The sequence below is a fragment of the Pseudomonas arsenicoxydans genome, assembly GCF_900103875.1.
Classification (GTDB): Bacteria; Pseudomonadota; Gammaproteobacteria; order Pseudomonadales; family Pseudomonadaceae; genus Aquipseudomonas; species Aquipseudomonas arsenicoxydans.
Window position 1 is genome coordinate 5,047,509 of record NZ_LT629705.1, and the last position, 22,436, is coordinate 5,069,944.

The window sequence follows — 22,436 nt, forward strand, 5'->3', positions numbered from 1 at the left end:
CATGGACAATAGCCCCAGCACTTACGTCGAACGTCCTCTTCAAACGCATCTGCATCAGCAGAACAGCGAAGACCAGGACACCATTGATCTGCTTAACGTCTGGCGAGTGATCTGGCGCGCCAAATGGAGCATCGGCTGGCTGGTCCTGCTGTGCTGTGCGCTGGCGGTGGCTGTGGTCACCACCCTTATGACGCCGCAGTACATCGGCAGCACCACCTTGCTGTTCAACGATAAAACGCCGCCGGCGGTGTCCTTCCAGCAGGTCAAGGATTCAGGCAGCACCGCCACCGAATACTTGCAGACCCAACAGGCGCTCCTGCAATCGCGGGACCTTGCCGAACGCGCGGTGAGAAAACTCAACCTGACGACCAACCCGATCACAGACCCGCGCCAGCAGCCGAAGTCCTGGTTCATGCCACGCCAATGGCTGGCGGACCTCGACCTTGACCAATGGCTGCCAGGGTTGAGCAAGTTGATACCGGTGAAAAACCCGCCCACCGAGGAGGACATTTTCAACGAGGTCACGCAGAACCTCATGCTCCATACCAACATCAAATTTGTCGGCAAAAGCCAGTTGCTGCAAATCGACGTCGAGCTGCCAGACCCGGATCTCGCGGCGGCTGTCGCCAACTCGCTAGCCCAGAGCTTTACCGACAGCCAGCTCGACACCAGCGAGAAGTCATCGCAGACCCTCACGGCCTGGATGAACACACGACTGATCAACCTGCGCGACAACTTGCGTGCGGCTGAGAAAAAGCTTCAGGGCTACCGGGAAGAGCAAGGTCTGGTCGACGTTGGCGGTGTCGCCACCATCAGCGCCAACGAACTGGAAATGACCGGTAATCGCATGGTCGACGCCCGTCGCAACCGTGCTGAAGCAGAGAGCGAATACCGCCAGGCGAAGGCCCTGAGCAATGGCGACCTGAGCCGACTGTCCAGTGTGCCGGCGGTCTTGAGTAACCCGTTGGTCCAGCAATTCCAGGCGGATCGAGCCAAGGCGCAAGCCAAGGTCGATGAGCTGTCCGCACGTTACGGTCCAAAACACCCGAGCCTGATTGCCGCGCAGTCCGATTTACGCGCCGCCACCACCAGCCTGCAATTGCAGGTGCAACAGGTGGTTGCCGGGATCGAGCGGCAATACCAGCTCGCCACGGCCAGTGAGGCCTCGCTACGCCAATCCTTCAACAGTAACAAATCGCAGATCCAGGACATTGCCCGCAAGGAATTCCAGTTGCGCGAGTTCCAGCGCGAAGTCGACAGCACCCGAGCGCTGTATGAAACCTTCGTCACTCGCTTGAAGGAAACCGCCGCCACCGCCGACATGGACTCCACCAAAGTGCGCATCGTCGACCCGGCTATTGTGCCTTTGGAAGCGAGCAAACCACGCAAAACCCTGATTGTCGGGATCGTCGGCTTGCTCGCGGCGATGATCGGTGTCGCGCTGGCGTTACTCCAGGACAAACTTAGCAATACCTTCAAGACCGATGAGTCGATGGAAAGCACGCTTAACATTCCGCTGCTCAGCGTGGTGCCTTTGGTCATGAAGAAAAGTCGCCGGCAACTGGCGCGGTTGTTCGAAGACAATGACAACCCGCGTTTCTCCGAGACCATTCGCAACCTGCGCACCTGGCTGATGTTGCAAAGCAGTGATATGCCGTCGCAAGTGGTGCTGGTCACCTCGACCGTTGCCGGCGAAGGCAAAAGCACCATCGCCAACAACCTGGCCAGCTCGCTCACTCCGCTGGAGCGGGTGCTGCTGATTGATGCAGACATGCGCCAGCCGACGCTCTCGCTGAATTTCGATTTCCCACCTGATAGTCCGGGGCTGGCGAATGTGATTGCTGGCACTGCCCGCCTTGAAGACTGCATCGTCTCGGTGGGCAATCTGGACATGTTGCCGGCCGGAAGCATGGTGCCTCCCGCTCTGGATCTGTTCGGCGCGCCACGCCTGCCTTCCCCTGCGGACTCAAACGATTCGACACACCAGCCGCCGCCGCAGGACCTGCTCAGCTCACCGCGGATGGCGCGCATGCTTGAGGTGCTCAAGTCGCGTTACCGGCACATCATTATTGATTCACCGCCAGCAGAAATGATCAGCGATGCGTTGTTACTGGCCAGGCATTCAGATGCCGTGATCTATGTGGTCAAGGCCGACAGCACGCCGATCAATCAGGTGCAGAGAAGCATTGCGATGCTGCAGCAAAGCCACGTTCCGGTATTCGGAGCCGTGCTCAATCAGGTCGATCTGCGCAAGGCTCGCAAGTACGGTTACAACCATTCCCGCACGTTCTACAACTACGACCTCGTGCCCAGGTAGCCCGAGACCACGCTGGCTGCTGCACCTCCTTGCACCCTCAACATCACTTGCATCACCTCCGCCGAGCTTAGGACTACCCGGCGGGAGCCACGCCGTGTCTCCCGATCAGTGCCTATGGAACATCCTGTCTCGAGGTCAAGCAAATGACACCGCAATACACCCATCACATCGCACACCGCCGAGGCCTGACGTTCTGGCTGCAATGGTTGAGTGCGATGACGTTGACCATCTCGCTGCTGACGCTGCTCGTGTATTGGCGCGTAGGCGCCCTGACCAGCGACTACCGCATTCTGATGATCATGACCGTGCTCGGTTCAGTGCCGGTCTACAGCATGATGCAGGTTTACCACAAGCGTCATGGCCTGCTGGTCGGGCTTGGCCGATTACTGGCTGCCTGGTTGATCCTGCTGGCGATTCTGGCGGCCATTGCGTTCATTACCCAGACCAGCGCGATTTTCTCGCGCCAGGTCATCATCGTCTGGATGGTGCTGGGCTTTGTGGTGCAGGCCGCGAGTTTTCTGCCCCTGCACTGCCTCGCCCGATTGCATTCACGGATGATGTGCAACGAGCGTCGCTCAGTGATCATCGGCACCTGCCCGACCGCCCATGAGCTGGCGAAAAAACTCAACAGGCCGAACCGCGCGCTGGTGCTGGGATTCATCGCCGCCGCCGATGACAGCGGCCCGGCACCCAGCATTCTGCCGCTGCTGGGGCGCGTCGACGCGATTCGCGAGATCATCACGCGCCTGAACGTGCGCCGCGTCTACATCGTGCTCAATATGGCGCATGCCGCCACCATCGAAGCGCTCTACATCGACCTGCTGGACATGAACGTCGATGTGGTGTGGATCCCGGATTTCAGCAGCATGGTGCTGCTCAATCATTCGATCTCGGAAATCGAGCGGATGCCGGCCATTTACCTCAACGAGAGTCTGATCAGCTCGCATCCCGCCAGCCTGTTTTGCAAGGACCTGTTCGAGCGCAGCCTGGCCGCCACGGCCCTTATTGTGCTCAGTCCATTGCTGTTGGCGGTGGCGATTGCCGTCAAGCTGACCTCCCCGGGCCCCGTGCTGTTCAAGCAGAGTCGCCACGGCTGCAACGGTGAAGTGATCAAGGTCTGGAAGTTTCGTTCGATGCGCCAGCACGATGATAGCGAGGTGCGCCAGGCCACTCGTGACGATGATCGCGTTACCCCGCTAGGGCGCTTTCTGCGCCGCAGTTCCATCGACGAACTGCCGCAGCTGTTCAATGTGCTGTTCGGCCAGATGGCCCTGGTCGGCCCCCGCCCGCATGCCGTCACCCACAACATTTACTACACCGGCAAAGTGCGCGCCTACATGGCCCGTCATCGCCTCAAACCGGGGATTACCGGGCTGGCCCAGATCACCGGGCATCGAGGCGAAACCGAGACGGTGGAAAAGATGCAGCTGCGCGTCGCCCAGGACCTCAACTACATCAACCAATGGTCGCTGTGGCTGGACATCAAGATCCTCATCAAGACCCCCTTCACGTTGTTCTCCAAAAACATCTACTGACGCCCCGCCCAATCGTAAATCCGCATCACCTCCCCGTTGATCTGAATGGAGTCGCTCCATGATCAGGCTGCAAATAGTCAGGCATTACTCACCGAAGTTACTGGACGCCAACCAGGCCTATTCCTTCATTAACTTTGCCTCCATCGGCAGTTTTTTCGAACAGCCTCCCAGCACCGTCGCTTTTTTTTGCGACGGCATGCTGATGTCGACATTCATTTCCAGCGTAACGGGCACGACGGTCGGACGGGTCAGCTTTGACTTCACCTCGATTGCCGATCATGTCCTGGGCAGCGCCGAGCAACAGGGCAAGCGCGTGTATTTCGTCGGCGCCCGGCAAGCTGAACTGGACCTGTTCATCGACAAGATCAAGACGCTCTACCCAGGACTGGCCATCGCCGGTTATCACCATGGCTACTTCAACGCAGACCAGGCCGAAGGCATCCGGGCCGACATCTGCCGCAGCCAGGCGAACATCCTGATCGTAGGCCTGGGGGCCGGGTTGCAAGAGCAGTTCGAGCAGGAAACGTTGCGCGCCGGTTTCAGGGGGGTCGCCTTTACCTGCGGCGGCTTCATCCGCCAGGAAGCGATGACTACGCGCAACTATTACCCGGCCGTGATCAATCGCCTGCACCTGCGCGCGTTTTATCGCATGTATCGCGAGCCTCATACGATCAAACGCTACCTCATCGACTATCCCGGCAATTTTCTGCAGCTGCTGGCGATGATCGTTCAGCGCAAAGTCGCAATCAGCGTTGGGGAATGACCATGCACATCCTGTTCATTCTCAAGGATTTCAAGGCAGGTGGCGGCGTCGAGCGCGTTCAGCAGCGATTGTCAGAGCAGTTTCTCAAGGACGGCCAGCGCGTGAGTTTTTTCGTCATGAACGGTGACACGCCAGACACCGAGGGGGTTCAACGTCACAACAGTGGCGGCGGCGGTCTGCTCAGGTCGATCCTGCGGGTGCGCCGGCTGATTCGTCGTGCGGGGGTCACGCATGTGATTTCCGCCAAGGAGCAAGCGAACCTCTGCACCTGGTTCGCCACCTTGGGCAGTCCCTGCAAAGTTATCTATAGCCGCCACGCCGCACTGGATTGCACTGAACAGAAAACCGGTCCCTCAAGCCTGCGCCTGCTCTATGCGTTGTACCTGTGCGGCGGTGGCAAGGTGGTAACGGTCTCCAGTGCTCTGCGCCAGTCGATGGTCGATTTGCTCCCCTGGGGCCAGCAGCGAATCCGTTATTGCCCCAATGCCGTGGTCACCGATCAACTGCTCCAGGCCTCTCATGCGCCGCCGCTTGCCGGCCTGCCCAACGATTACTGGTTGAGCCTGGGCCGTCTGGTGGAACCCAAAGGTTTCCACCTGTTGCTCGATGCCTATGCCCTGGCGTTGCGCAGCGACGCACTGCCGGATCTGGTGATTGCCGGCGACGGTCCGTTGCTCGACGCGCTGACCACCCAGGCCCACCAACTGGGGATAGCCCATCGGGTGCATTTCACCGGTTTCCTGGCAAACCCCTATCCGCTGCTGCGGCATGCGCGATTGTTCATCCTCAGCTCCGTGCAGGAAGGCATGCCAACCGCACTGATCGAGGCCCTGGCACTGGGCACGCCCGTACTGGCGTGCGACTGCGAGACCGGCCCCCGAGAGCTGCTGGACAACGGCCGACTCGGGCAACTGGTCAGCGTCAACGACGTACCGGCGCTGGCCAATGGAATGCTGCAAAGCCTGACGTCACGGGGTTGCGTTGTGCCAAGCGCAAAGATGCTCGATGACGCCCTCCATCCTTACACCAGCCGGCACGCCGCGCAGGCTTATTACCAGGTATGGAACCAATGAAAAAGTTGCTGATTATCCTGCATGACTTGAGTGCAGGCGGGGCTGAAAAAATGATGGCGCGCCTCGCCAGTGCCCTGGTGGACGCAGGCAATGACGTGACATTGGTGATGCTCACCGGGGGAGGCCTGCATGCGAAGAACCTTGATCCACGGGTAAAAAAAGTCGAATTGCGCAGCCCACGCACCGCGCGTGCGGTACCGGCACTCACACGATTTTTGCGCGCCAATCGCTTCGACGCGCAACTGGCGGCCCTCACCCACGTCAACGTGGTGGCCATCGTCGCGGCCTGGTTGTCCGGGACGCTGGCACGGCTGCACGTCAGCGAGCGCAACGCGTTTTCCCATGACAAGCACGTCAACCCCGACCTCATGGTGCGACTGGCGTACCGGGTGGCGCCGCTGCTCTACCGGCTGATTCCAAACCCGGTGATCTGCGTCTCGCGAGGCGTCGCCCAGGATCTGGTCAACACCACCATCGCGCGACGCCAGGACGTGACCATTGCCGACAACCCGGTCCTGGACGATAACTTTCGCGACAAGCTGCCGGGGCCGCCGAGTCACCCCTGGCTCCTGGAAAAATCCAGCCCGGTGCTGGTCGCCGTCGGGCGACTGGCTCCACAAAAAGGTTTCGATACCTTGATCGCTGCCTTGGCGGCACTGGCGGATCCCAACGTGCGCCTGATCATTTTTGGCGAAGGCGCCCTCAGGGACAGGTTGCTTGAGCAGGCACGCAGGCTGGACGTGGATGATCGCGTCGACCTGCCGGGCTATACCCCTGATCCCATGGCGGAAGTGGCCGCGGCCAGTTGCTTTGTGCTGTCGTCGCGTTTCGAGGGCAGTCCCAACGTGCTGGTCGAGGCGTTGTCCACCGGCACGCCGGTGGTGTCGACCCGCTGCCCCCATGGCCCGCAAGACATTCTCATTGGAGGCCTGGTCGCACCGCTCGTGGCCGTCGACGACCCGATCGCGCTCGCGCGGGCCATTGACCTGCAACTGTCGATACCACGGGATCTGCAACGTCAATCGCGCATCGATGCCGCTGCGCGCTTCATGAATGCCAGCGCGGTAGAAACTTACCTCGCCGCGTTGCTGCCCAGGCCATCGCCATGAACACACTGCAGATCAGATATTCCACGTTGCGCGACGCCTTCACCTTGTTCGGCGTGCTGTTCTACATCCAGATGATCACGTTTGTTCTCGGGCTGGGCAGCGGCTCCAGCCTCGACGACTTCGATAAAGACCTCGAAGGCAACGTTGTCAACCAAGTGTGTGGCCTCATCACGCTATTGGTGCCGTTGTTCTTTTTCATCCGCAACAAGGTGTTCCTCAGCAAGACCTTCTACCGCAGCAACTTCTTTCTGCTGGTGTTCTTGCTCTGCGTCATCGCATCGATCGGCTGGTCCCAGGACCCGATGCTGAGTCTCAAGCGATTTATCGCGATGCTCAGCGTGGTGTTTTTTGCCGGGTTCATCGCCTACAACTACAGCCTAGAAAAAATTACCTTCATGCTCGGCTGTGCCATCGGCGTGGCGGCCTTGATCGGTTTGATACTGGCGTTGGTCATGCCCAGTGCCGCGTTTATTTCCGGAGGCATCCGCGACGGCGCATTCAAGGGGATATTCACGGAAAAAAACGCCGGCGCGCGACTCAACGCGATCGCCATCCTGCTGTTGCTGCCGATGATTCGACAGCGCAATCGCTGGGCGCTGTTCTGCGCGTTCTTTTCCTTTATCGCCATTTTGCTCGCCCAATCGGCCACGGGGGTGGTGCTGATCATTGCCGGGACGGTCAGCTATAGCTACTTCCTGACGTTGATCCGTTTGCGCATCCATCGCTCCAGGCTGGCGTTCCTCGGTTGCACCCTGCTCTACCTGTTGGTGTGTTTGCTTCTCTACGACTACTCCGCGGTGTTGCTGGAACTGGCCGGACGCGACCCGTCACTCACCGATCGCACCATGATCTGGGAACTGCTCGGCCCCTTTGTCGACAATCATTTCCTCAAGGGCTACGGCTTTGGCGCGTTCTGGTCCAGCCTCGATGCCGACGAATTCATCACCCGCTGGGGCTACATCGGCAACGCTCACAGCGGTTATGTAGAAACCCTGCTCAATGGCGGCATCATTCAACTGACAGCGTTGACACTGTTGCTGGCAGAGGCGCTGTTCAAGCAGTACCGGGCCGTGATAGGCAACCAGTCCGCTCGATTTCGCGCCAGCGCGCTGGTGATCATCGGCTTGTTCGTCGTCACCAATTACGTGGCCTACGTCATTCCCAACTATCGCTCAGCCGAGTTTCTGGTGTTTTGCACGCTGGCACTGTCCTTCAAACGTCACTCCGTGCAGCGCCCTTTTGCGGCGGTAACGTCCGCCCCTCGCGCTGAAAGCGTGTCTCCCGACGCAGTAGCCCAGAGCTTTCGCAAGGAGAAACACCCATGCTGAATGAAGCCGCCGGCGCCCCCGGCTCGGTGTGCGTAGTCATTCCGATGTACAACGCTGCCGGTAGCATCCGAAAGACGCTCGACTCGCTGAAAGAACAAACACGCATGCCCGATCATGTCATCGTCATCGACGATGGCTCCAGTGATGAAGGGCCGCAGATTGTCGAGCACTACGTCGCGCCCTTTCCCTTGACCCTGCTGCGCCAGGCCAACGAAGGTCCGGCCAGTGCCCGCAATAAAGGCGTGTTCAGCGCCCGGGAAACGTTTATTGCCTTTCTCGATGCCGATGACCAATGGCATCCACAAAAACTGGAAAAGCAACTGGCGCTTTATGCACAGCTGACGCGCGACGGGCACAAGGTCGGGCTCATCGATTGCTACCAGATGAGCGAATTCAGTGACGGCACGCGCCAGTTGGAGGACCGCTGCAAAGCAGGTCATCATTTTGCCGATTTCATCCACGAAAACGTGATCAACGGTACCTCCGGCGTGCTAGTGGTACGCGAGGTGGTGACGGCTCTCGGCGGCTTCGACCAGTCCCTGCGCTATGCCGAAGATCGCTTGCTGTGGACCCGGATCGCCGAACACTGGGAGATCCACACAGTGCCGCAGATCCTGCATCGGCGTGGCGTCAACAGCGGCAACATTACTGCACAACCTCAAAAGTACTATCCGCACAAAGTCAAATTCATCGAGCTGTACCTTGACCGTTACGGCGCCCGGCTGAGCGAGCAACAACGCATCCATTTCGTGCTGGCCAATCATGCCGATTTCCTCAACGCATTCTCCCGACGCGGTGAACACGTACAGGTCATCCAGGTGTTCCAGCGGATGCTCGAGCATTCCTGGAAGGCGATGTTTTTCTTCAACGGCAAACCGACCCTGCGTTACCTCTACGCCTTGGCAAAAACGTTTGGCAGGACGTCCTGAGTCGGCATCCCTCTATCTTTCGCGGTTCAACCATGGCCAATCATCGTCTGGTGACATTGATCTGGATCTTCACCGAGAAACTCGGCCTGATTGTCCTGTCCATGATCACGTTCGTTGTCTACGCCCGGCTACTGTCACCGGAAGAACTGGGGGTGGGCACCGTGATCATCGCGAGTGTCGAGTTGATCGGCATGATCTACTCCTCGGTGCTGGAAGACCCGCTGGTACGGCTTGAGCGCCTGGAAGACAAACACATCTCCACGGCATTTTGGGCGGCGGTGCTGGCGAGCCTGGTGTCGATTGTCGTGATCTCGCTCGCGGTGATCGTGTATTCACCCTCCCCGGTACTGCGCTGGATGGTGGCGGTGGCCTCGGTGAAGATTCTGTTCACCATGATGGCGAGGGTCTACGTGGCGCAGATGCGCCGTAGCAGCAACTTCAGGATGCTGGCGTCGCGCACATTACTGGGCAAGGTGTTGGGCGGTGCCGGCGGCATTGCGGTGGCGCTCTGGGGCCTGGGGGCGTGGGCGGTGATTGCCCAGGCACTGCTCATGGAACTGGTTTCCATCATCGTGTTGATGCTCGGCGACCGGCGCCGTATCGCTTTTCATATTGACGGCGCGGTGCTGCGCGACCTGCTCAAATCCGGTTTCCCGGTGGCGATCAACGCGCTGAGTTCGCAAGCGTTGCAGCGCGGGGTCAATGTGGTGCTTGGCATGACCGCCGGCACCCATGCCGTGGGCATGTTCAACATGGCGATGCGGATCATCGATCTTCCGCGTAGCGCGATCTATAACGGCTTGATGAGCTATGCGCTGCCGGTGTTCGCCCGGCGCAGCAACGAGCCGTCGCGACTGCTGGGGATCATCGGCGACTCGACGGCGGTCAGTGGCTTTCTGTTGACCCCTCTGTTCATCGGTATCGCGCTCACGGCAAGCGACCTCATCCTGTTGATCTTCGGCGCCAAGTGGGCCGAGGCCATTCCAATGCTGCAAGTGCTGGCCTGTACCGCGGCCATCGGCAATACGGCGATGTTCGCCACCACTGCGCTGGTGGCGGTCAATCGCAGCCACCTCACGATCAAGGCCGAAGTCGCCACCACGGTTCTGGCGCTGGCGCTGGTCTACAGCTTCGGCAGCGCCTATGGCGGCATGGCCGCCGCGCTGGCACTGCTGGCGCGAATGCTGCTCATCACACCGCTGCAAATTCGCGGGTTGAACACGGCCATCGGTTACGGCTGGCGGCGCTTCTTCGACTCCAACTACCGCAGCGTGATCGCCTCGCTGGTCATGGCCGCGACGGTGGCCTGGGTATCGAGGCAATGGAGTTTCCAAGGCTATCTGCACCTGATCTGCAACATCGGCATCGGCGCTCTGACCTATGCCGTGGCCTATAGCGTGTTGCACCCGCGCTGGCCGCAAGAATTCAAAACGGTCTTCACCGCACACTGAATTCAGTCCCGAGACAGGAACATCTCACCATGCGCAAAACTACGCTGATCACTGGCGGGGCCGGCTACATCGGCTCCCATACGGCCGTGGCACTCATCAACGCCGGGCATAGCGTGCTGGTGCTCGACAACCTGTGCAACAGCTGTCGAGAATGCATCGCTCGCCTTGAATTGCTGACCCATACCCGAGTCGATTTCATCAATGGCGATATTGGCGACTCGATCTTGCTCGACAAGATTTTCAGCCGCTACGACATTGATGCGGTGGTGCATTTTGCGAGCCTCAAATCCGTGGAAGAAAGCATTCGCAAACCGCTGGACTACTACGCCAACAATGTCTCCGGCACGTTGAACCTCTGCCGGGCGATGGCCAGGCATGAGGTGTTCAACCTGGTGTTCAGCTCCTCGGCGACGGTGTATGGCGACCCCGTGAAAACCCCGATCCCGGAAGACATCGGTACCGGAAAACCGGTCAATCCCTATGGCCGCACCAAGCTCATGATCGAGGAGTTGCTCACCGACGTTTGCTACGCCGATCCGCGCTGGAGCATTGGGCTGCTGCGTTACTTCAATCCGATTGGTGCACATGAAAGCGGGATGATCGGCGAAGACCCCAGCGGCCGCCCGAACAACCTGTTGCCGTGCCTGACGCAGGTGGCGATTGGACGGATTCCCGAGCTCACGGTGTACGGCTGCGACTATCCAACGGTGGATGGGACCTGTGTGCGCGATTACATTCATGTGGTCGACCTTGCCCACGGCCACCTCAAGGCGCTCGAGGTGTTGCATGAAAAAGGCGGCATCAACGCCTGGAACCTCGGCACCGGCGTTGGCTATAGCGTGTTGCAGATCATCCAGAGTTTCGAAGACATTACCGGCATCAGCATCCCCTACCGTTTCGCCCCGCGCCGCGTCGGCGATATCGCCAAATGCTGGGCCGATCCTCGCAAGGCAGGACGCGAGCTGGGCTGGACTGCACAACGCGACCTGGAACAGATGATTGTCGATACCTGGCGATGGCAGTCGCGCAATCCGCAGGGGTATCGGTCGCCCTGTGTCATACCGTTCTTGATGACGGTGAAATAATGCTGAGGGTCAGGGCCGGTCTGCTGCTGGGGCTATTGTGGTGTGCGCTGGCCTGCTCTGCCGCGCAGGTACCCTCCCGTCCACCGGCGACCGGGCTGGTGCTGTGGCTCGACGCGGACGACGCATCGAGCATGACAGTCGACGGGCAGAACCGTGTGCAGCACTGGCGCGACAAGTCCGGCCAGGTCAATGACGCCACGGCAGACGATTCCGCCAAGGGGCCGCAGCGGGTGGCAAACGCCCTGAACGGCCATTCGATAGTGCAGTTCAGTGGCACTTCGGCGTTTCTTGGCAAAACCATCCGCAGTGAAAAAGGGCCGGTGACGGTATTGATCGTGTCGCTTCGGCCGCCCGAACAGACCAACGTCGGTCCCTGGCAACGGCTGTTCAGCTCTCGGCCACACACCGCCAGCAACGATAACGTGTTGCCGAATTTCGCCATCAGCCTGGAACAGGACACCGCGTATGCGCCGACCATTTCTGTTCTGGAGCTTTACGATGTGCCGATTGGCCCCTATGCCGTCGGGCGCAACGCCATCGGCACCGCCGACAACTTTCGCGGCGACATCGCCGAAGTACTCGTCTACGACCGGCCGTTTGCCTCTCTTGCGCAGCGCCAGCAAGCCTTTCAGTACCTGGCACACAAGTGGTCCGTTGCCGTCCCGCAACAAGCCGACACCTGGACCCGGGTCGGGCCGCTGGGCCCATTGCCAAGCCAGACCCACGCCAACCTGCCGCTGTCCGATCAAGCCAATACCGGCCAGTGGACGCTCGACACCCAGCTGTCCGACGACTTCAACGGCAAAACCCTCGACCCCACGCGCTGGCACGTCAACAATGCCATCGGCAACGAGTCGCTGGGACGCAAACCGGCGCTGTTCAAACCGGACAATGCCAGCGTCGAAAACGGCCACCTGAACATCGTCTTTCGCAAGGAAACCTTGCCGCAGAAGTACGTCCAGCTGGGTTTCAAGGATTACAGTTCGGCAATGGTGCGCACGAATGAGCGCGGTTTCTATGGCTACTACGAAGCCCGCGCCAAACCTATGAACTCGGCAGGCTCCAGCGCCTTCTGGCTGGCGTGGACGGGCATGACCGACAACGCCACCGAAATCGACATCTTCGAAATCGGCGGCAAAACCAAAAACGCCGCCTTCGACCGTCTGTACAACATGAACGCCCACCTGTGGGCTACGCCGCAAAGCACCGAACATATCGCCAACGGCAGCACCTGGGTCGCGCCCTGGCGTCTGGCGAACGCCTTTCATGTCTACGGCTTCGACTGGCAGCCCGACACCTTGCGCTGGTACGTCGATGGCGTGCTGGTGCGGGAGTCGACGAACACCCACTTCTTCTTCCCGATGCAGATTGTCTTTGACAGTGAGGCTGTGTGGGATTGGTTCGGCGTGGTTGACGATGCCGACCTGCCCTCAACGTTCAGCGTCGATTACGTCAAGGTCTGGCAACGCAGTCGATAAACGGCAGCACCGCATATCTGCGTGTTTTCAGTACGTCCAATAAAAACATATTTTCATGCTCATTTTGACATTGTCGCCCCCTGTGCTGGCACTGGCGGACGCGCTGACGGCCGCCGTGGTCAAGCAGTTCCCGGACAAGTTCTGATCCCGCGCGAGGGCACACCATGCTTGAAGGATTGGGCCGAACACAGCAGGACTTGCTCAATGCGTTGCTGCATCATGCCGGCGGCATGAGCATTGATGAGCTGGCTGACCAACTGGCGGTCACACGCACTGCGATTCGCCAGCATCTGGCGGCGCTGGAGCGTGACGGCCTGGTGCTGCGTGGCGAAACCAGGCCGACGGGTCGGCGTCCCGAGCAGTTGTATCGGCTCACCGAGCATGGGAAGGAGCAGTTCCCGCGCCAATACCAGATGCTCGCCAGTGTGCTGATCGACGAAGTGGCCGACATCATCGGCCCCGATGCCCTGAAGACGCTGATGCGCAGCATGGGCCGCAAACTGGCGCTGGACCGCGAGCATCAAGTCGTCGATGAAGCCCGGATCGTGCAGCACATGAACCAGGCGGGATACGAAGCCGAGGTGTTCTTTCGCGCCTCGGACACCCCGGAAATCGTCGCCCACAACTGCGTGTTCCACCGTCTGGCCGCGGCGCATCCGGTGGTCTGCGAACTGGACCTGGCCTTGATCGGGGCGTTGGGTGGCGCTGATGTCGACCACACCGAATGCATGGTCAGGGGCGGCAACGTTTGCCGTTTCAAACTTCGCCCCCAGGCTGACGCGGATCGACCTGAGGGCGAACACCCGGTTGAATCAGACCCTGACATTACGTCCGGGCAGCGATGACCGCTGGCTGGTTTCCCAGTCCTGGACAAGACCGACCGGTGCATCTGAGGCTGGCAGCATTTTGCGCCCGCGAACCAGATCGGATGCCCGCTCGGCGAGCATGATGGTCGGTGCGTTGAGGTTGCCGTTCGGCTCGGTCGGGAACACCGACGAGTCGATCACGCGCAATCCTGCGATGCCGTGCACACGCAGCTCGGAATCCACCACCGCCATGTCGTCCTCACCCATACGGCACGAACCGCAAGGGTGATACGTGCTTTCGAGGTTTTCACGAACGAACGCGTCGATTTCTTCATTGGTGTTCACCAAAGCACCGGGGGCGATCTCGCCATCGCGGAAGCGGTCCATCGCCGGTTGGCCGATGATTTCCCGGGTCAGGCGGATGCACCGGCGGAAGCCTTCGCGGTCCTCTTCACGCTGCAGGTAGTTGAATTGAATCTGCGGATGCTCGTAAGGGTCGGCGGAGCGCACCCGAACGTAACCGCGACTCTTCGGTTTGTTCGGCCCGGTCAGCACCATGAAGCCATGGCCCTTGATTGGCTTGTTGCCGTCGTAGCGCATGGCTGCCGGCAAGAAGTGGAACTGAATGTCCGGCCAGCGCAAGCCTTTGTCCGAGCGGATGAAACCACCCGCCTCGAAATGGTTGGTCGCGCCGAGTCCGTCCTTGAACAACAGCCAGCGCAAACCAATCATCAGCTTGCTCAAGGGGTCCATCTTGCTGTTGAGCGTCACCGGTTCCTTGCAGCCAAACTGGATGTACACCTCGGCGTGATCCTGCAAGTTTTCGCCGACGCCCGGCAGGTCATGGCGCACCTCGATCCCGGCTTTTCGCAAGACGTCCGCCGGGCCGATACCGGAGCGTTGCAGCAAGTGCGGCGAACCGATGGGGCCGGACGATATCAGCACTTCCCGATTGCAGTAGACCTGGTGGGTCTGGCCATTGTGGTCATAACTGATGCCCACCGCACGCTTGCCTTCAAGGATGATCTGGCGCGTCATCGCGTGGGTGACCACGGTCAGGTTCGGGCGGTCCATGGCCGGACGCAGGTAAGCGTTGGCGGTGGAGCAGCGCACGCCGTTTTTCACCGTCATGTGCATGGCGCCAAAACCTTCCTGCATGAAGCCGTTGCAGTCGTCAGTCTTGATATAACCCGCTTGCGCGCCGGCTTCGACCCAGGCGCCGTACAGCGGGTTTTTCATGTGATTACCGTTGGTTGTGTGCAGCGGGCCGGTGCCGCCGCGATAGCCGTCACCGCCCTCCTCGTAATGCTCGGCGCGTTTGAAGTAAGGCAGGCAATTGCGGTAGCCCCAACCCTGTGCGCCGAGGGACTCCCATTCGTCAAAGTCATAGGCGTGTCCACGGATATAGACCAGGCCATTGATCGACGACGAGCCACCCAGCACCTTGCCCCGCGGGCAATGGATGCGCCGGCCGTTGAGGTACGGTTCAGGCTCGGTTTCGTAGCGCCAGTTATATTTCTTGGTATTCATCGGGATCGAGAATGCACTTGGCATCTGGATCACCACACTGCGATCGCTGCCACCGAATTCCAGGACCAGAACCGAGGTAGCCGGGTCTTCGCTCAGGCGGTTGGCCAACACGCAACCTGCCGAGCCTGCGCCGATGATGATGTAGTCGTATTTTTGCGTAGCCATGGTTATCTCCCGACCGTCGATTCGTCGAAAACGGGCAACGGGTGCAAGGTCAGCTTGTCGCCGGTGGTGTAATGAGGGGATGTTTTTTCGATGTGCTGGATGACCGCTTCTTCGCGCTTGAGGTCGATTGAGCGGCTGAACCAGTAGTACACCAGCCCCGACACGATCAGCCCGACGAGCCAGGCGATGTCGATGCTGCCGAGCGCCTTGGCGAGCGGACCGACATAGACCTCACGCTGCTCGACGCCGTCGTAGATGTAGAAGAACGGGATCATCGAAATGAAACCGATGGCGTATGCCGCAATGCCGCGCAGGCCCCAGCTGCCATAGATGTTGTTGTGCGGCATGAAGAAGTGCGGGATGGCGTAGCGGCCCTTGCGGACGAAAAAGTAGTCGGTCAGGTTGACGGAAGTCCATGGCACCAGGAAGTACAACATCACCACCAGGTAGATACCCAGCACCGACAGGCCTTTGCCCGAACTCTGGATGCTCAGGGCCACACCCAGTTGCAGCAGGATCACGAAACCGATGGCCAGGATACGTGCCTTGCGGGTGGGTTCGATGTGCTTGATCGAGTCGACGCAAGTCAGCGTGGTCAGCTTGGCGCTGTAGATGTTCATGGCGATCACCGGCAAGAACGCCAGGATCGTGATGACCACCACCGCCGTGCCGATCAGCGGCGACACGGTGTTGCCGACTTGGCCCAGAGCTACCAGCACATCAGTGGAATGCAGGTGATCGGCTAGCCAGCCACCCACGGAAATCATCCATGCACCGGACAGCGACGCCCCCAGAAACACCACCGCAATCAGTTTGCCGCTGGAGGTGTTCTTCGGCAGGTAACGTGAATAATCGGACACGTACGGGGCATAAGCGATGTTGTAACTCGCCGCCGCCGCGAACTGGGCGATGAAACCGGTCCAGTTGAATCCCAACGGCGCCGGGGCCACTTCACCGGCCGCGAGCACCGGCATTGCCGCATCGGGAACCCAGCCCATCAACACCGCCAGCGTCACCAGACCGTACAGCGGCAGCGACAGGTACAAGGCCCATTTGAAACTGCGGTGCATCCAGTCATGGCCGAGGATCGCCAAAATCGCCGCCGGTATTGTCACGGCCACGGCAATCACGGCGGGGTTGAAGCCGAAGATCGTGTGCAAGCCCTGCATCATCAACACCAGGTTGACGATGTTGAAACCGGCAAACACAAACAGCGTCGCCAGCAGCACCAGAATCACACCGCGATAACCGAACTGCGCACGGGACTGGATCATCTGAGGCAGGCCAAGGTGCGGGCCTTGCGACCCATGAAAGGCCATGAACAAAGTGCCGAACATGATGCCCAGCGTGCCGGCGAGCGTAGTCCAAAGCGCGGTCAGGCCGACACTTGGACCCACGAAGCCGATGGTCATGGTGAAGAACGTGAAATTGCCGAGGAACCAGAACGGGCCCTGGCTCGACAGTTTGTCGGTGCGCTCGTGCTCGGGGATGAAGTCGATCGAATGCCCTTCGACCATGGGTTTGTCGTCGAGGAGCGACACGCTTGGGGCGGCTTTGGCGTCAATGTTCATGATGTACTCTTATTTTTGGAAGATCATGACGAGATAACTGCGTTCTTTTGAGTAAACGACGCACCTGTGGGAGCAAGTTCCCACAGGGGTTGAGTCAGCCATGACTCAGGGGAGCGTGATCCAGACCGCCTTGGTTTCGAGCAGGTAATCGAGCTGCTCCGCGCCGAGGTCCTTGCCGAACCCGGACTGCTTGTAGCCACCGAACGGCATCGACGGGTCGAGGGTGCCGTGGGCATTCACGTAGACCGAACCCGCTTTCAGCCGCGGGATCAGGCTGTGCACCTTTCCAAGGTCGTTGGAATACAGCGCGGCCGCCAGGCCGTAGGGCGAATCATTGGCCAGGGCCAGCGCCTCTTCTTCATCGTCGAACGCTGCGGTCACCAGCACCGGGCCGAAGATCTCTTCCTGGACGATGCGCATGTCGTTGCGGCAGTGGGCAAAAATCGTCGGCTCGACGAAGAAGCCGGGCCCCTCGACAGGCTGGCCGCCATAGACAAGCTGGGCACCCTCTTGCTTGCCGGTTTCTATGTACTCGGTCACTCGCGCTTTTTGCAACGCCGAGACCAACGGGCTGATAAAGCAGTCCGGGTCCAGACCCGGTGCGATCTTCAACGTCCGTGTGTAGGCGATCAGCTCGCGCAGGAATTCGTCGTAGACACTGCGATGAATATAGGCGCGTGTACCGGCATCGCACACTTGGCCAGAATTGAAAAACACCCCGTTGGCGATGGCTTGGGCGGCGGCTTTCAGGTTGGCATCGGCCAATACGATTACCGGTGATTTTCCTCCGAGTTCCAGGGTTAGTCGCTTCATTTCGTCCAGCGCAGCGCGCCCGACGGTACGACCGACCGGTGTCGAGCCGGTGAAGGTCAATTTGTCGATGCCCGGATGCGTGGCCATCGCAGCACCGACCACGCTACCGCGCCCGGTGACGATGTTAATCACCCCGTCAGGGATGCCCGCTTCCTGCACCAGTTCGGCGAAGCGCAAGGCTGACAGCGAGGTCAGTTCGGCGGGTTTGACCACCACGGTGCAACCGGTGGCCAGGGCGGCGCCAAGCTTCCAGGCCATGGTCTGCAGCGGGAAGTTCCATGGCACGATGGCACCGACCACACCCACTGCTTCCTTGCGTGTATAGGCGAGGTAATTACCCGGCAGCGAGGGCTCGACGGTACGCCCGTGAAGCTTGGTCGCCCAGCCGGCGAAATAGCGCAGGGTGTCGACGGTGCCCTGGATATCGACATCCCTGGCGAAAGCCGCGGACTTGCCCATGTCGATCGATTCGATTTCCGCCAGTTCAGCGGCATTTTGTTCAATCAGGTCAGCCAGGCGCTGCATCATCCGCTCGCGTTCCGCCGGTTTTGCCTGACGCCAGGCGCCGCCATCAAACTGGGCGCGGGCGGCCTGCACGGCGCGGTCCAGATCCGCTGTCGTGCCCATCGGAATCCTGGTGATCAGCCCCTCGGTCGACGGCTCGATGACGTCAGACGTCTGCCCGTCGCTGGCCTCGACAAAGGCGCCACCGATGAACATCTTCTGCACCTTGCTGAGGAAGCTCTGGGTGGCTTCCGATACACCGAATTTTTGCAGGTACTGCTTAACGATCGTGTCCATTTTCATACCCTCTGTGCGGCGGTCGGATCACGCCGTGACCGTGGTGGTTTCGTTCGTGGTTTGTCGCGCCTGAGCCCGTTCGTGGAAGATGAAACCAATGCTGTTGAGCAGCAGTTGCGCCGCCAGGATCGAGGTCATGCCAGTCGGGTCATAGACGGGGGCGACTTCCACCAGATCCATCCCGACGATGTTGCCTTGGCTGCGTTTGGCCAGGGCCTGGATGATTTCCAGCACTTCGTAGTAGAGGAAGCCACCGTGGCTGGGCGTGCCCGTGCCGGGGGCGATGGAGGGGTCGAAACCGTCGATGTCGATGGTGATGTAGTAGTTGATGTTCTGCGGGATCAACGCCAGTACACCGTCGACGCCAAGACGGCGCACATCGCGGACCGAGAGAATTTTCGAGCCGGCCGCGTGAGCTGCTTCGTAGTCATCGCGATTGGACGAAGACACGTTGCGGATGCCCATCTGGGTCATGCCGACGATGTGATTCATTTCGGAGGCGCGGCGCAGCGGGTTGCCATGGCCATAGCGAACGCCGTGGCGCTCGTCGACGAAATCCAGGTGCGCATCGAAGTGGATGATGTGAATCGGGCCGCGGCCCTCGAAGGCCTTGATCACCGGAGCGTGGATCGAGTGATCGCCACCGAGCACCACGGGCATGACACCGGCATCGAGAATCTTGCGCACGGCATACTCGGTGTTCTCGTTACTGGTGACCATATCGGTGTGCACGATGTCGGCATCACCGACATCGACCATGCGTACATCCGAAGCGGTCAGGTACATGACGTCGTCTTCGTGGTCATAGGCGCCGGCATGGCCGAAGGAAAACAGGGTCGATGCCTCGCGAATGCCCCGTGGTCCAAAGCGTGCGCCGGAGCGCCATTGGGTGCCCATGTCATTGGGTGCGCCGAGGATGGCGACGTCGGCATCGAGCGCATCCCAGTCGGTGCACACCGGCGATTTGGCAAAGGTGCAATGGCCCACGAAAGGCAGGTTCAGGCGACCGGATTCATAACCGTTCTTCGACATTTCAGGCATCTCCAATTCTTGTTATCAGCGAGCGGTCGTGGAAAGCGACCGCTGTTGGAATGACTATGGGCGCAGGTTTTCGTGGAAAAAATGCTAAACATCAGATACTCATATCGGCATTACCGATGCATCCACACGCGGGAGGTTCAAGGTGATCCAGCTCCACGATGTCGATCTGAAACTGCTCAGGGTGTTTGCCACGATTGTCAGGTGCGGAGGGTTTTCCGCAGCCCAGGCGGCGTTGAATGCCGGCCAGTCGACCATCAGCGAACAGATGACCCATCTGGAAACACGGCTCGGGGTCAAACTCTGCCAACGCGGGCGCAGCGGCTTTCGCCTGACCGAGCAAGGCGTGGCGATTCATGAGGCGACCCAACGCCTGCTGTCGGCGGTAGAAAACTTCTGCATGGATGCCGACGTGCTCAAGCAGCACATCAGCGGCAAATTGAATCTGGGGATCATCGACACCACCATCACCGACCCCGATTCACCGCTGCCGCGTACCACCCAGCGCTTTGTGTCGAGGGGGCATGACGTGCACCTGAACGTGTACGTCGGCACCCCGGCGGAACTGGAAGAACGCGTGCTCGACGGCCGACTGCACCTGGCCATCGGGCACTTCCCGATCTACGTGCCGGGCCTGTTGCACTCGCCGCTGTATCAAGAAGCCCTGGGGTTGTATTGCGGGCGACGCCACCCCCTGTATGGCAGCAAGGCCGAGGGTGATGAACTGCTCGAAGAAATCGCCGCGAGCCGGATTGTCGTCCGGGGCTACATGCAGCAATACGACCTGGAGCACCTGGGCGTGAGCAAGGCCGCGGCCACCGTGGACAACATCGAAGCGTTGGCGATTTTGTTGATTTCCGGCGCCTATCTGGGTTTCCTGCCGATGCACTTCGCTGCCCAGTGGATCAAGACCGGCGAGATGCACCAACTGGCCCCCGCCAGCCTGCAACTGATGTCACCGTTCGACGTGATCACTCGCCGAGGCACTGCGCCGCCGCCGATCCTCCAGGCGTTTCTTGAGGATCTGGCCGCGTGTTCGCGCAGCGCCGGCAAGACCTGACAGACGCGGCACAGGCCGGTCATACTCATTTCCATTCGCCACCTTGCAGGTTACCCATGCGCATCCACGTCACGTTCATCGACCGCGTCGGCATCACCCAGGAAGTGCTGGCCCTGCTCGGTGGGCGCAGTTTCAATCTGGACGCCGTCGAAATGGTGCCGCCGAACGTCTACATCGACGCCCCGACCCTCGGTGCCGATGTCCTGGAAGAATTGCGCGGCGCGTTGCTCGATGTGAAGGGCGTGCAAGCGGTGACGATGGTCGACATCCTTCCGGGGCAACGCCGACGCCTGCAACTGGATGCCTTGCTCGCGGCCAGCGTCGATCCTGTGCTGGCCGTGGATACCCGGGGCCATGTGCTGCTGGCCAATCCGGCGCTGATTGCACTGTGTGGTCGGGAACCGGCCGGTGAACCGCTGACGGCGCTGTTCGATGATCCTGCCTTGCAAAGCACGCTGATCGAGCACGGTTTCCGTCTGCCCATGCATGAGGTCAGCCTGGGTGGCCGAACGTTGCTGTTGGACGCCATGCCGATTACCGACGCGGGCGCCCTGCTGACCTTGTATCAACCGAACCGCATCGGTGAACGCCTTTCGGCACTGCACCACGACCATGCCGAAGGCTTTGATGCACTGCTCGGTGAGTCGCCGGCGATCCGCACCCTCAAGGCCCGTGCCCAACGCGTGGCAACGCTTGATGCGCCGCTGTTGATTCAGGGCGAAACCGGCACCGGCAAAGAGCTGGTGGCCCGCGCCTGCCACGCCATCAGCACGCGGCGTGACGCCCCCTTTCTGGCGCTGAACTGCGCGGCACTGCCGGAAAGCCTCGCCGAAAGCGAGCTGTTCGGCTATGCCGCCGGCGCTTTCACCGGCGCGCAACGGGGCGGCAAACTCGGCCTGCTGGAACTGGCTGACCAGGGCACGGTGTTCCTCGATGAGGTCGGCGAGATGTCGCCCTACTTGCAAGCCAAGTTGCTGCGCTTCCTCAGTGATGGCTGCTTCCGGCGAGTCGGTGGTGATCGTGAGGTTCGGGTGAATGTGCGGGTGCTCAGCGCGACCCACCGTGACCTGGAAAAAATGGTCAGCGAAGGCAGCTTTCGCGAGGACCTGTTCTACCGCCTCAACGTACTGAACCTGCAGGTTCCACCGCTGCGCGAGCGCGGCCACGACATCCTGTTGATGGCCAATCACTTCATGCAGCAGGCCTGCGCGCAGATCCAGCGCCCGGTCTGTCGACTGGCCCCCGGGGCCTTTGCGGCGCTGCTGGGCAACCGCTGGCCGGGCAATGTGCGGCAGCTACAGAACGTGATCTTTCGTGCTGCCGCGATTTGCGAAAATCCGCTGGTGGACATCGACGACCTGGACATCGCCAGAACCGCCGTGGAGCGCCAGAACGATGGAGAGGTCGGTAGTCTTGAGCAGGCCATCGAAGGGTTTGAAAAGAACCTGCTGGGGCAGCTTTACCAAAGTTATCCCTCCAGCCGTTTGCTGGCTGCCCGACTGCAAACTTCGCACAGCGCGATTGCCATTCGACTGCGCAAGTACGGCATTCCCAACAAACCCTGATCTCTCAGCCACCACACAA

Annotated in this window: 17 protein-coding genes; 13 read left to right on the forward strand and 4 right to left on the reverse strand. The window is 60.3% G+C overall.

Translation table 11 applies throughout. From position 1 onward, the window contains the following. Position 1: 1 nt before the first annotated feature. The 11 genes from BLQ41_RS23520 (at position 2) to BLQ41_RS23570 (ending at position 13,913) form a co-directional block, all read left to right on the forward strand. Positions 2–2,317 carry a GumC family protein gene (locus tag BLQ41_RS23520; protein WP_090185089.1) on the forward strand — a complete coding sequence of 772 codons (2,316 nt, stop codon included), beginning with the start codon at positions 2–4 and terminating at the stop codon, positions 2,315–2,317. 143 nt (positions 2,318–2,460) lie between these two features. Then, complete coding sequence (locus tag BLQ41_RS23525; RefSeq protein WP_090185091.1) at positions 2,461–3,852, forward strand: undecaprenyl-phosphate glucose phosphotransferase; 1,392 nt, start codon at positions 2,461–2,463, stop codon at positions 3,850–3,852. A 58-nt stretch (positions 3,853–3,910) separates the two neighbouring features. Next, the gene (locus BLQ41_RS23530; protein ID WP_090185094.1) at positions 3,911–4,615 is read left to right on the forward strand and encodes a WecB/TagA/CpsF family glycosyltransferase; all 705 of its coding nucleotides are present in this window, start codon (positions 3,911–3,913) and stop codon (positions 4,613–4,615) included. A gap of 2 nt (positions 4,616–4,617) precedes the next feature. Further along, a complete protein-coding gene (locus BLQ41_RS23535) occupies positions 4,618–5,688 on the forward strand; it encodes a glycosyltransferase (RefSeq protein WP_090185096.1) in 1,071 nt (356 codons plus the stop codon). Continuing rightward, a complete protein-coding gene (locus BLQ41_RS23540) occupies positions 5,685–6,797 on the forward strand; it encodes a glycosyltransferase (protein WP_090185099.1) in 1,113 nt (370 codons plus the stop codon). Before BLQ41_RS23535 ends, BLQ41_RS23540 begins: the two co-directional genes overlap by 4 nt. After that, a complete protein-coding gene (locus BLQ41_RS23545; RefSeq protein ID WP_090185102.1) occupies positions 6,794–8,125 on the forward strand; it encodes an O-antigen ligase family protein in 1,332 nt (443 codons plus the stop codon). The genes BLQ41_RS23540 and BLQ41_RS23545 overlap by 4 nt, the downstream gene beginning before the upstream one ends. Beyond that, entirely contained in the window at positions 8,119–9,054 is a 936-nt protein-coding gene (locus BLQ41_RS23550) for a glycosyltransferase family 2 protein (RefSeq protein ID WP_090185106.1), read from the forward strand. The genes BLQ41_RS23545 and BLQ41_RS23550 overlap by 7 nt, the downstream gene beginning before the upstream one ends. A gap of 32 nt (positions 9,055–9,086) precedes the next feature. Beyond that, positions 9,087–10,505 (forward strand): oligosaccharide flippase family protein, encoded by a 1,419-nt coding sequence (locus tag BLQ41_RS23555; protein ID WP_090185109.1) that lies wholly within the window; start codon positions 9,087–9,089, stop codon positions 10,503–10,505. A 29-nt stretch (positions 10,506–10,534) separates the two neighbouring features. After that, positions 10,535–11,590: a UDP-glucose 4-epimerase GalE gene (galE, locus tag BLQ41_RS23560; protein ID WP_090185112.1), complete on the forward strand. Its 1,056-nt coding sequence runs from the start codon at positions 10,535–10,537 to the stop codon at positions 11,588–11,590. After that, entirely contained in the window at positions 11,590–13,068 is a 1,479-nt protein-coding gene (locus BLQ41_RS23565) for a family 16 glycosylhydrolase (RefSeq protein WP_090185117.1), read from the forward strand. The genes galE and BLQ41_RS23565 overlap by 1 nt, the downstream gene beginning before the upstream one ends. A gap of 164 nt (positions 13,069–13,232) precedes the next feature. Then, complete coding sequence (locus BLQ41_RS23570) at positions 13,233–13,913, forward strand: helix-turn-helix transcriptional regulator (protein WP_090185120.1); 681 nt, start codon at positions 13,233–13,235, stop codon at positions 13,911–13,913. Here BLQ41_RS23570 and betA read toward each other — a convergent pair. The 4 genes from betA to speB form a co-directional block, all read right to left on the reverse strand. Continuing rightward, positions 13,881–15,569 (reverse strand): choline dehydrogenase, encoded by a 1,689-nt coding sequence (betA, locus tag BLQ41_RS23575; protein ID WP_090185122.1) that lies wholly within the window; start codon positions 15,567–15,569, stop codon positions 13,881–13,883. The genes BLQ41_RS23570 and betA overlap by 33 nt on opposite strands. 2 nt (positions 15,570–15,571) lie before the next feature. After that, complete coding sequence (locus BLQ41_RS23580) at positions 15,572–17,140, reverse strand: purine-cytosine permease family protein (protein ID WP_090185125.1); 1,569 nt, start codon at positions 17,138–17,140, stop codon at positions 15,572–15,574. A gap of 105 nt (positions 17,141–17,245) precedes the next feature. Beyond that, complete coding sequence (locus BLQ41_RS23585) at positions 17,246–18,754, reverse strand: aldehyde dehydrogenase family protein (protein ID WP_090185128.1); 1,509 nt, start codon at positions 18,752–18,754, stop codon at positions 17,246–17,248. A 27-nt stretch (positions 18,755–18,781) separates the two neighbouring features. After that, on the reverse strand, positions 18,782–19,786 hold the full coding sequence (gene speB, locus BLQ41_RS23590) for an agmatinase (protein WP_090188788.1): 1,005 nt from the start codon (positions 19,784–19,786) through the stop codon (positions 18,782–18,784). A gap of 151 nt (positions 19,787–19,937) precedes the next feature. On the opposite strand from speB, the gene BLQ41_RS23595 reads away from it, so the two are divergent. Beyond that, positions 19,938–20,852: a LysR family transcriptional regulator gene (locus tag BLQ41_RS23595; RefSeq protein WP_090185130.1), complete on the forward strand. Its 915-nt coding sequence runs from the start codon at positions 19,938–19,940 to the stop codon at positions 20,850–20,852. 56 nt (positions 20,853–20,908) lie between these two features. Then, positions 20,909–22,417, forward strand: a complete 1,509-nt coding sequence (locus BLQ41_RS23600) for a sigma-54-dependent transcriptional regulator (RefSeq protein WP_090185133.1) — start codon at positions 20,909–20,911, stop codon at positions 22,415–22,417. The last annotated feature ends 19 nt before the right edge of the window (positions 22,418–22,436 follow it).

Bases quoted from the DNA above. Each gene is read 5' to 3' on its own strand.
- BLQ41_RS23520 (WP_090185089.1), top strand. From the start codon at position 2: ATGGACAATAGCCCCAGCACTTACGTCGAACGTCCTCTTCAAACGCAT.
- BLQ41_RS23525 (WP_090185091.1), top strand. From the start codon at position 2,461: ATGACACCGCAATACACCCATCACATCGCACACCGCCGAGGCCTGACG.
- BLQ41_RS23530 (WP_090185094.1), top strand. From the start codon at position 3,911: ATGATCAGGCTGCAAATAGTCAGGCATTACTCACCGAAGTTACTGGAC.
- BLQ41_RS23535 (WP_090185096.1), top strand. From the start codon at position 4,618: ATGCACATCCTGTTCATTCTCAAGGATTTCAAGGCAGGTGGCGGCGTC.
- BLQ41_RS23540 (WP_090185099.1), top strand. From the start codon at position 5,685: ATGAAAAAGTTGCTGATTATCCTGCATGACTTGAGTGCAGGCGGGGCT.
- BLQ41_RS23545 (WP_090185102.1), top strand. From the start codon at position 6,794: ATGAACACACTGCAGATCAGATATTCCACGTTGCGCGACGCCTTCACC.
- BLQ41_RS23550 (WP_090185106.1), top strand. From the start codon at position 8,119: ATGCTGAATGAAGCCGCCGGCGCCCCCGGCTCGGTGTGCGTAGTCATT.
- BLQ41_RS23555 (WP_090185109.1), top strand. From the start codon at position 9,087: ATGGCCAATCATCGTCTGGTGACATTGATCTGGATCTTCACCGAGAAA.
- galE (WP_090185112.1), top strand. From the start codon at position 10,535: ATGCGCAAAACTACGCTGATCACTGGCGGGGCCGGCTACATCGGCTCC.
- BLQ41_RS23565 (WP_090185117.1), top strand. From the start codon at position 11,590: ATGCTGAGGGTCAGGGCCGGTCTGCTGCTGGGGCTATTGTGGTGTGCG.
- BLQ41_RS23570 (WP_090185120.1), top strand. From the start codon at position 13,233: ATGCTTGAAGGATTGGGCCGAACACAGCAGGACTTGCTCAATGCGTTG.
- betA (WP_090185122.1), bottom strand. From the start codon at position 15,569: ATGGCTACGCAAAAATACGACTACATCATCATCGGCGCAGGCTCGGCA.
- BLQ41_RS23580 (WP_090185125.1), bottom strand. From the start codon at position 17,140: ATGAACATTGACGCCAAAGCCGCCCCAAGCGTGTCGCTCCTCGACGAC.
- BLQ41_RS23585 (WP_090185128.1), bottom strand. From the start codon at position 18,754: ATGGACACGATCGTTAAGCAGTACCTGCAAAAATTCGGTGTATCGGAA.
- speB (WP_090188788.1), bottom strand. From the start codon at position 19,786: ATGTCGAAGAACGGTTATGAATCCGGTCGCCTGAACCTGCCTTTCGTG.
- BLQ41_RS23600 (WP_090185133.1), top strand. From the start codon at position 20,909: ATGCGCATCCACGTCACGTTCATCGACCGCGTCGGCATCACCCAGGAA.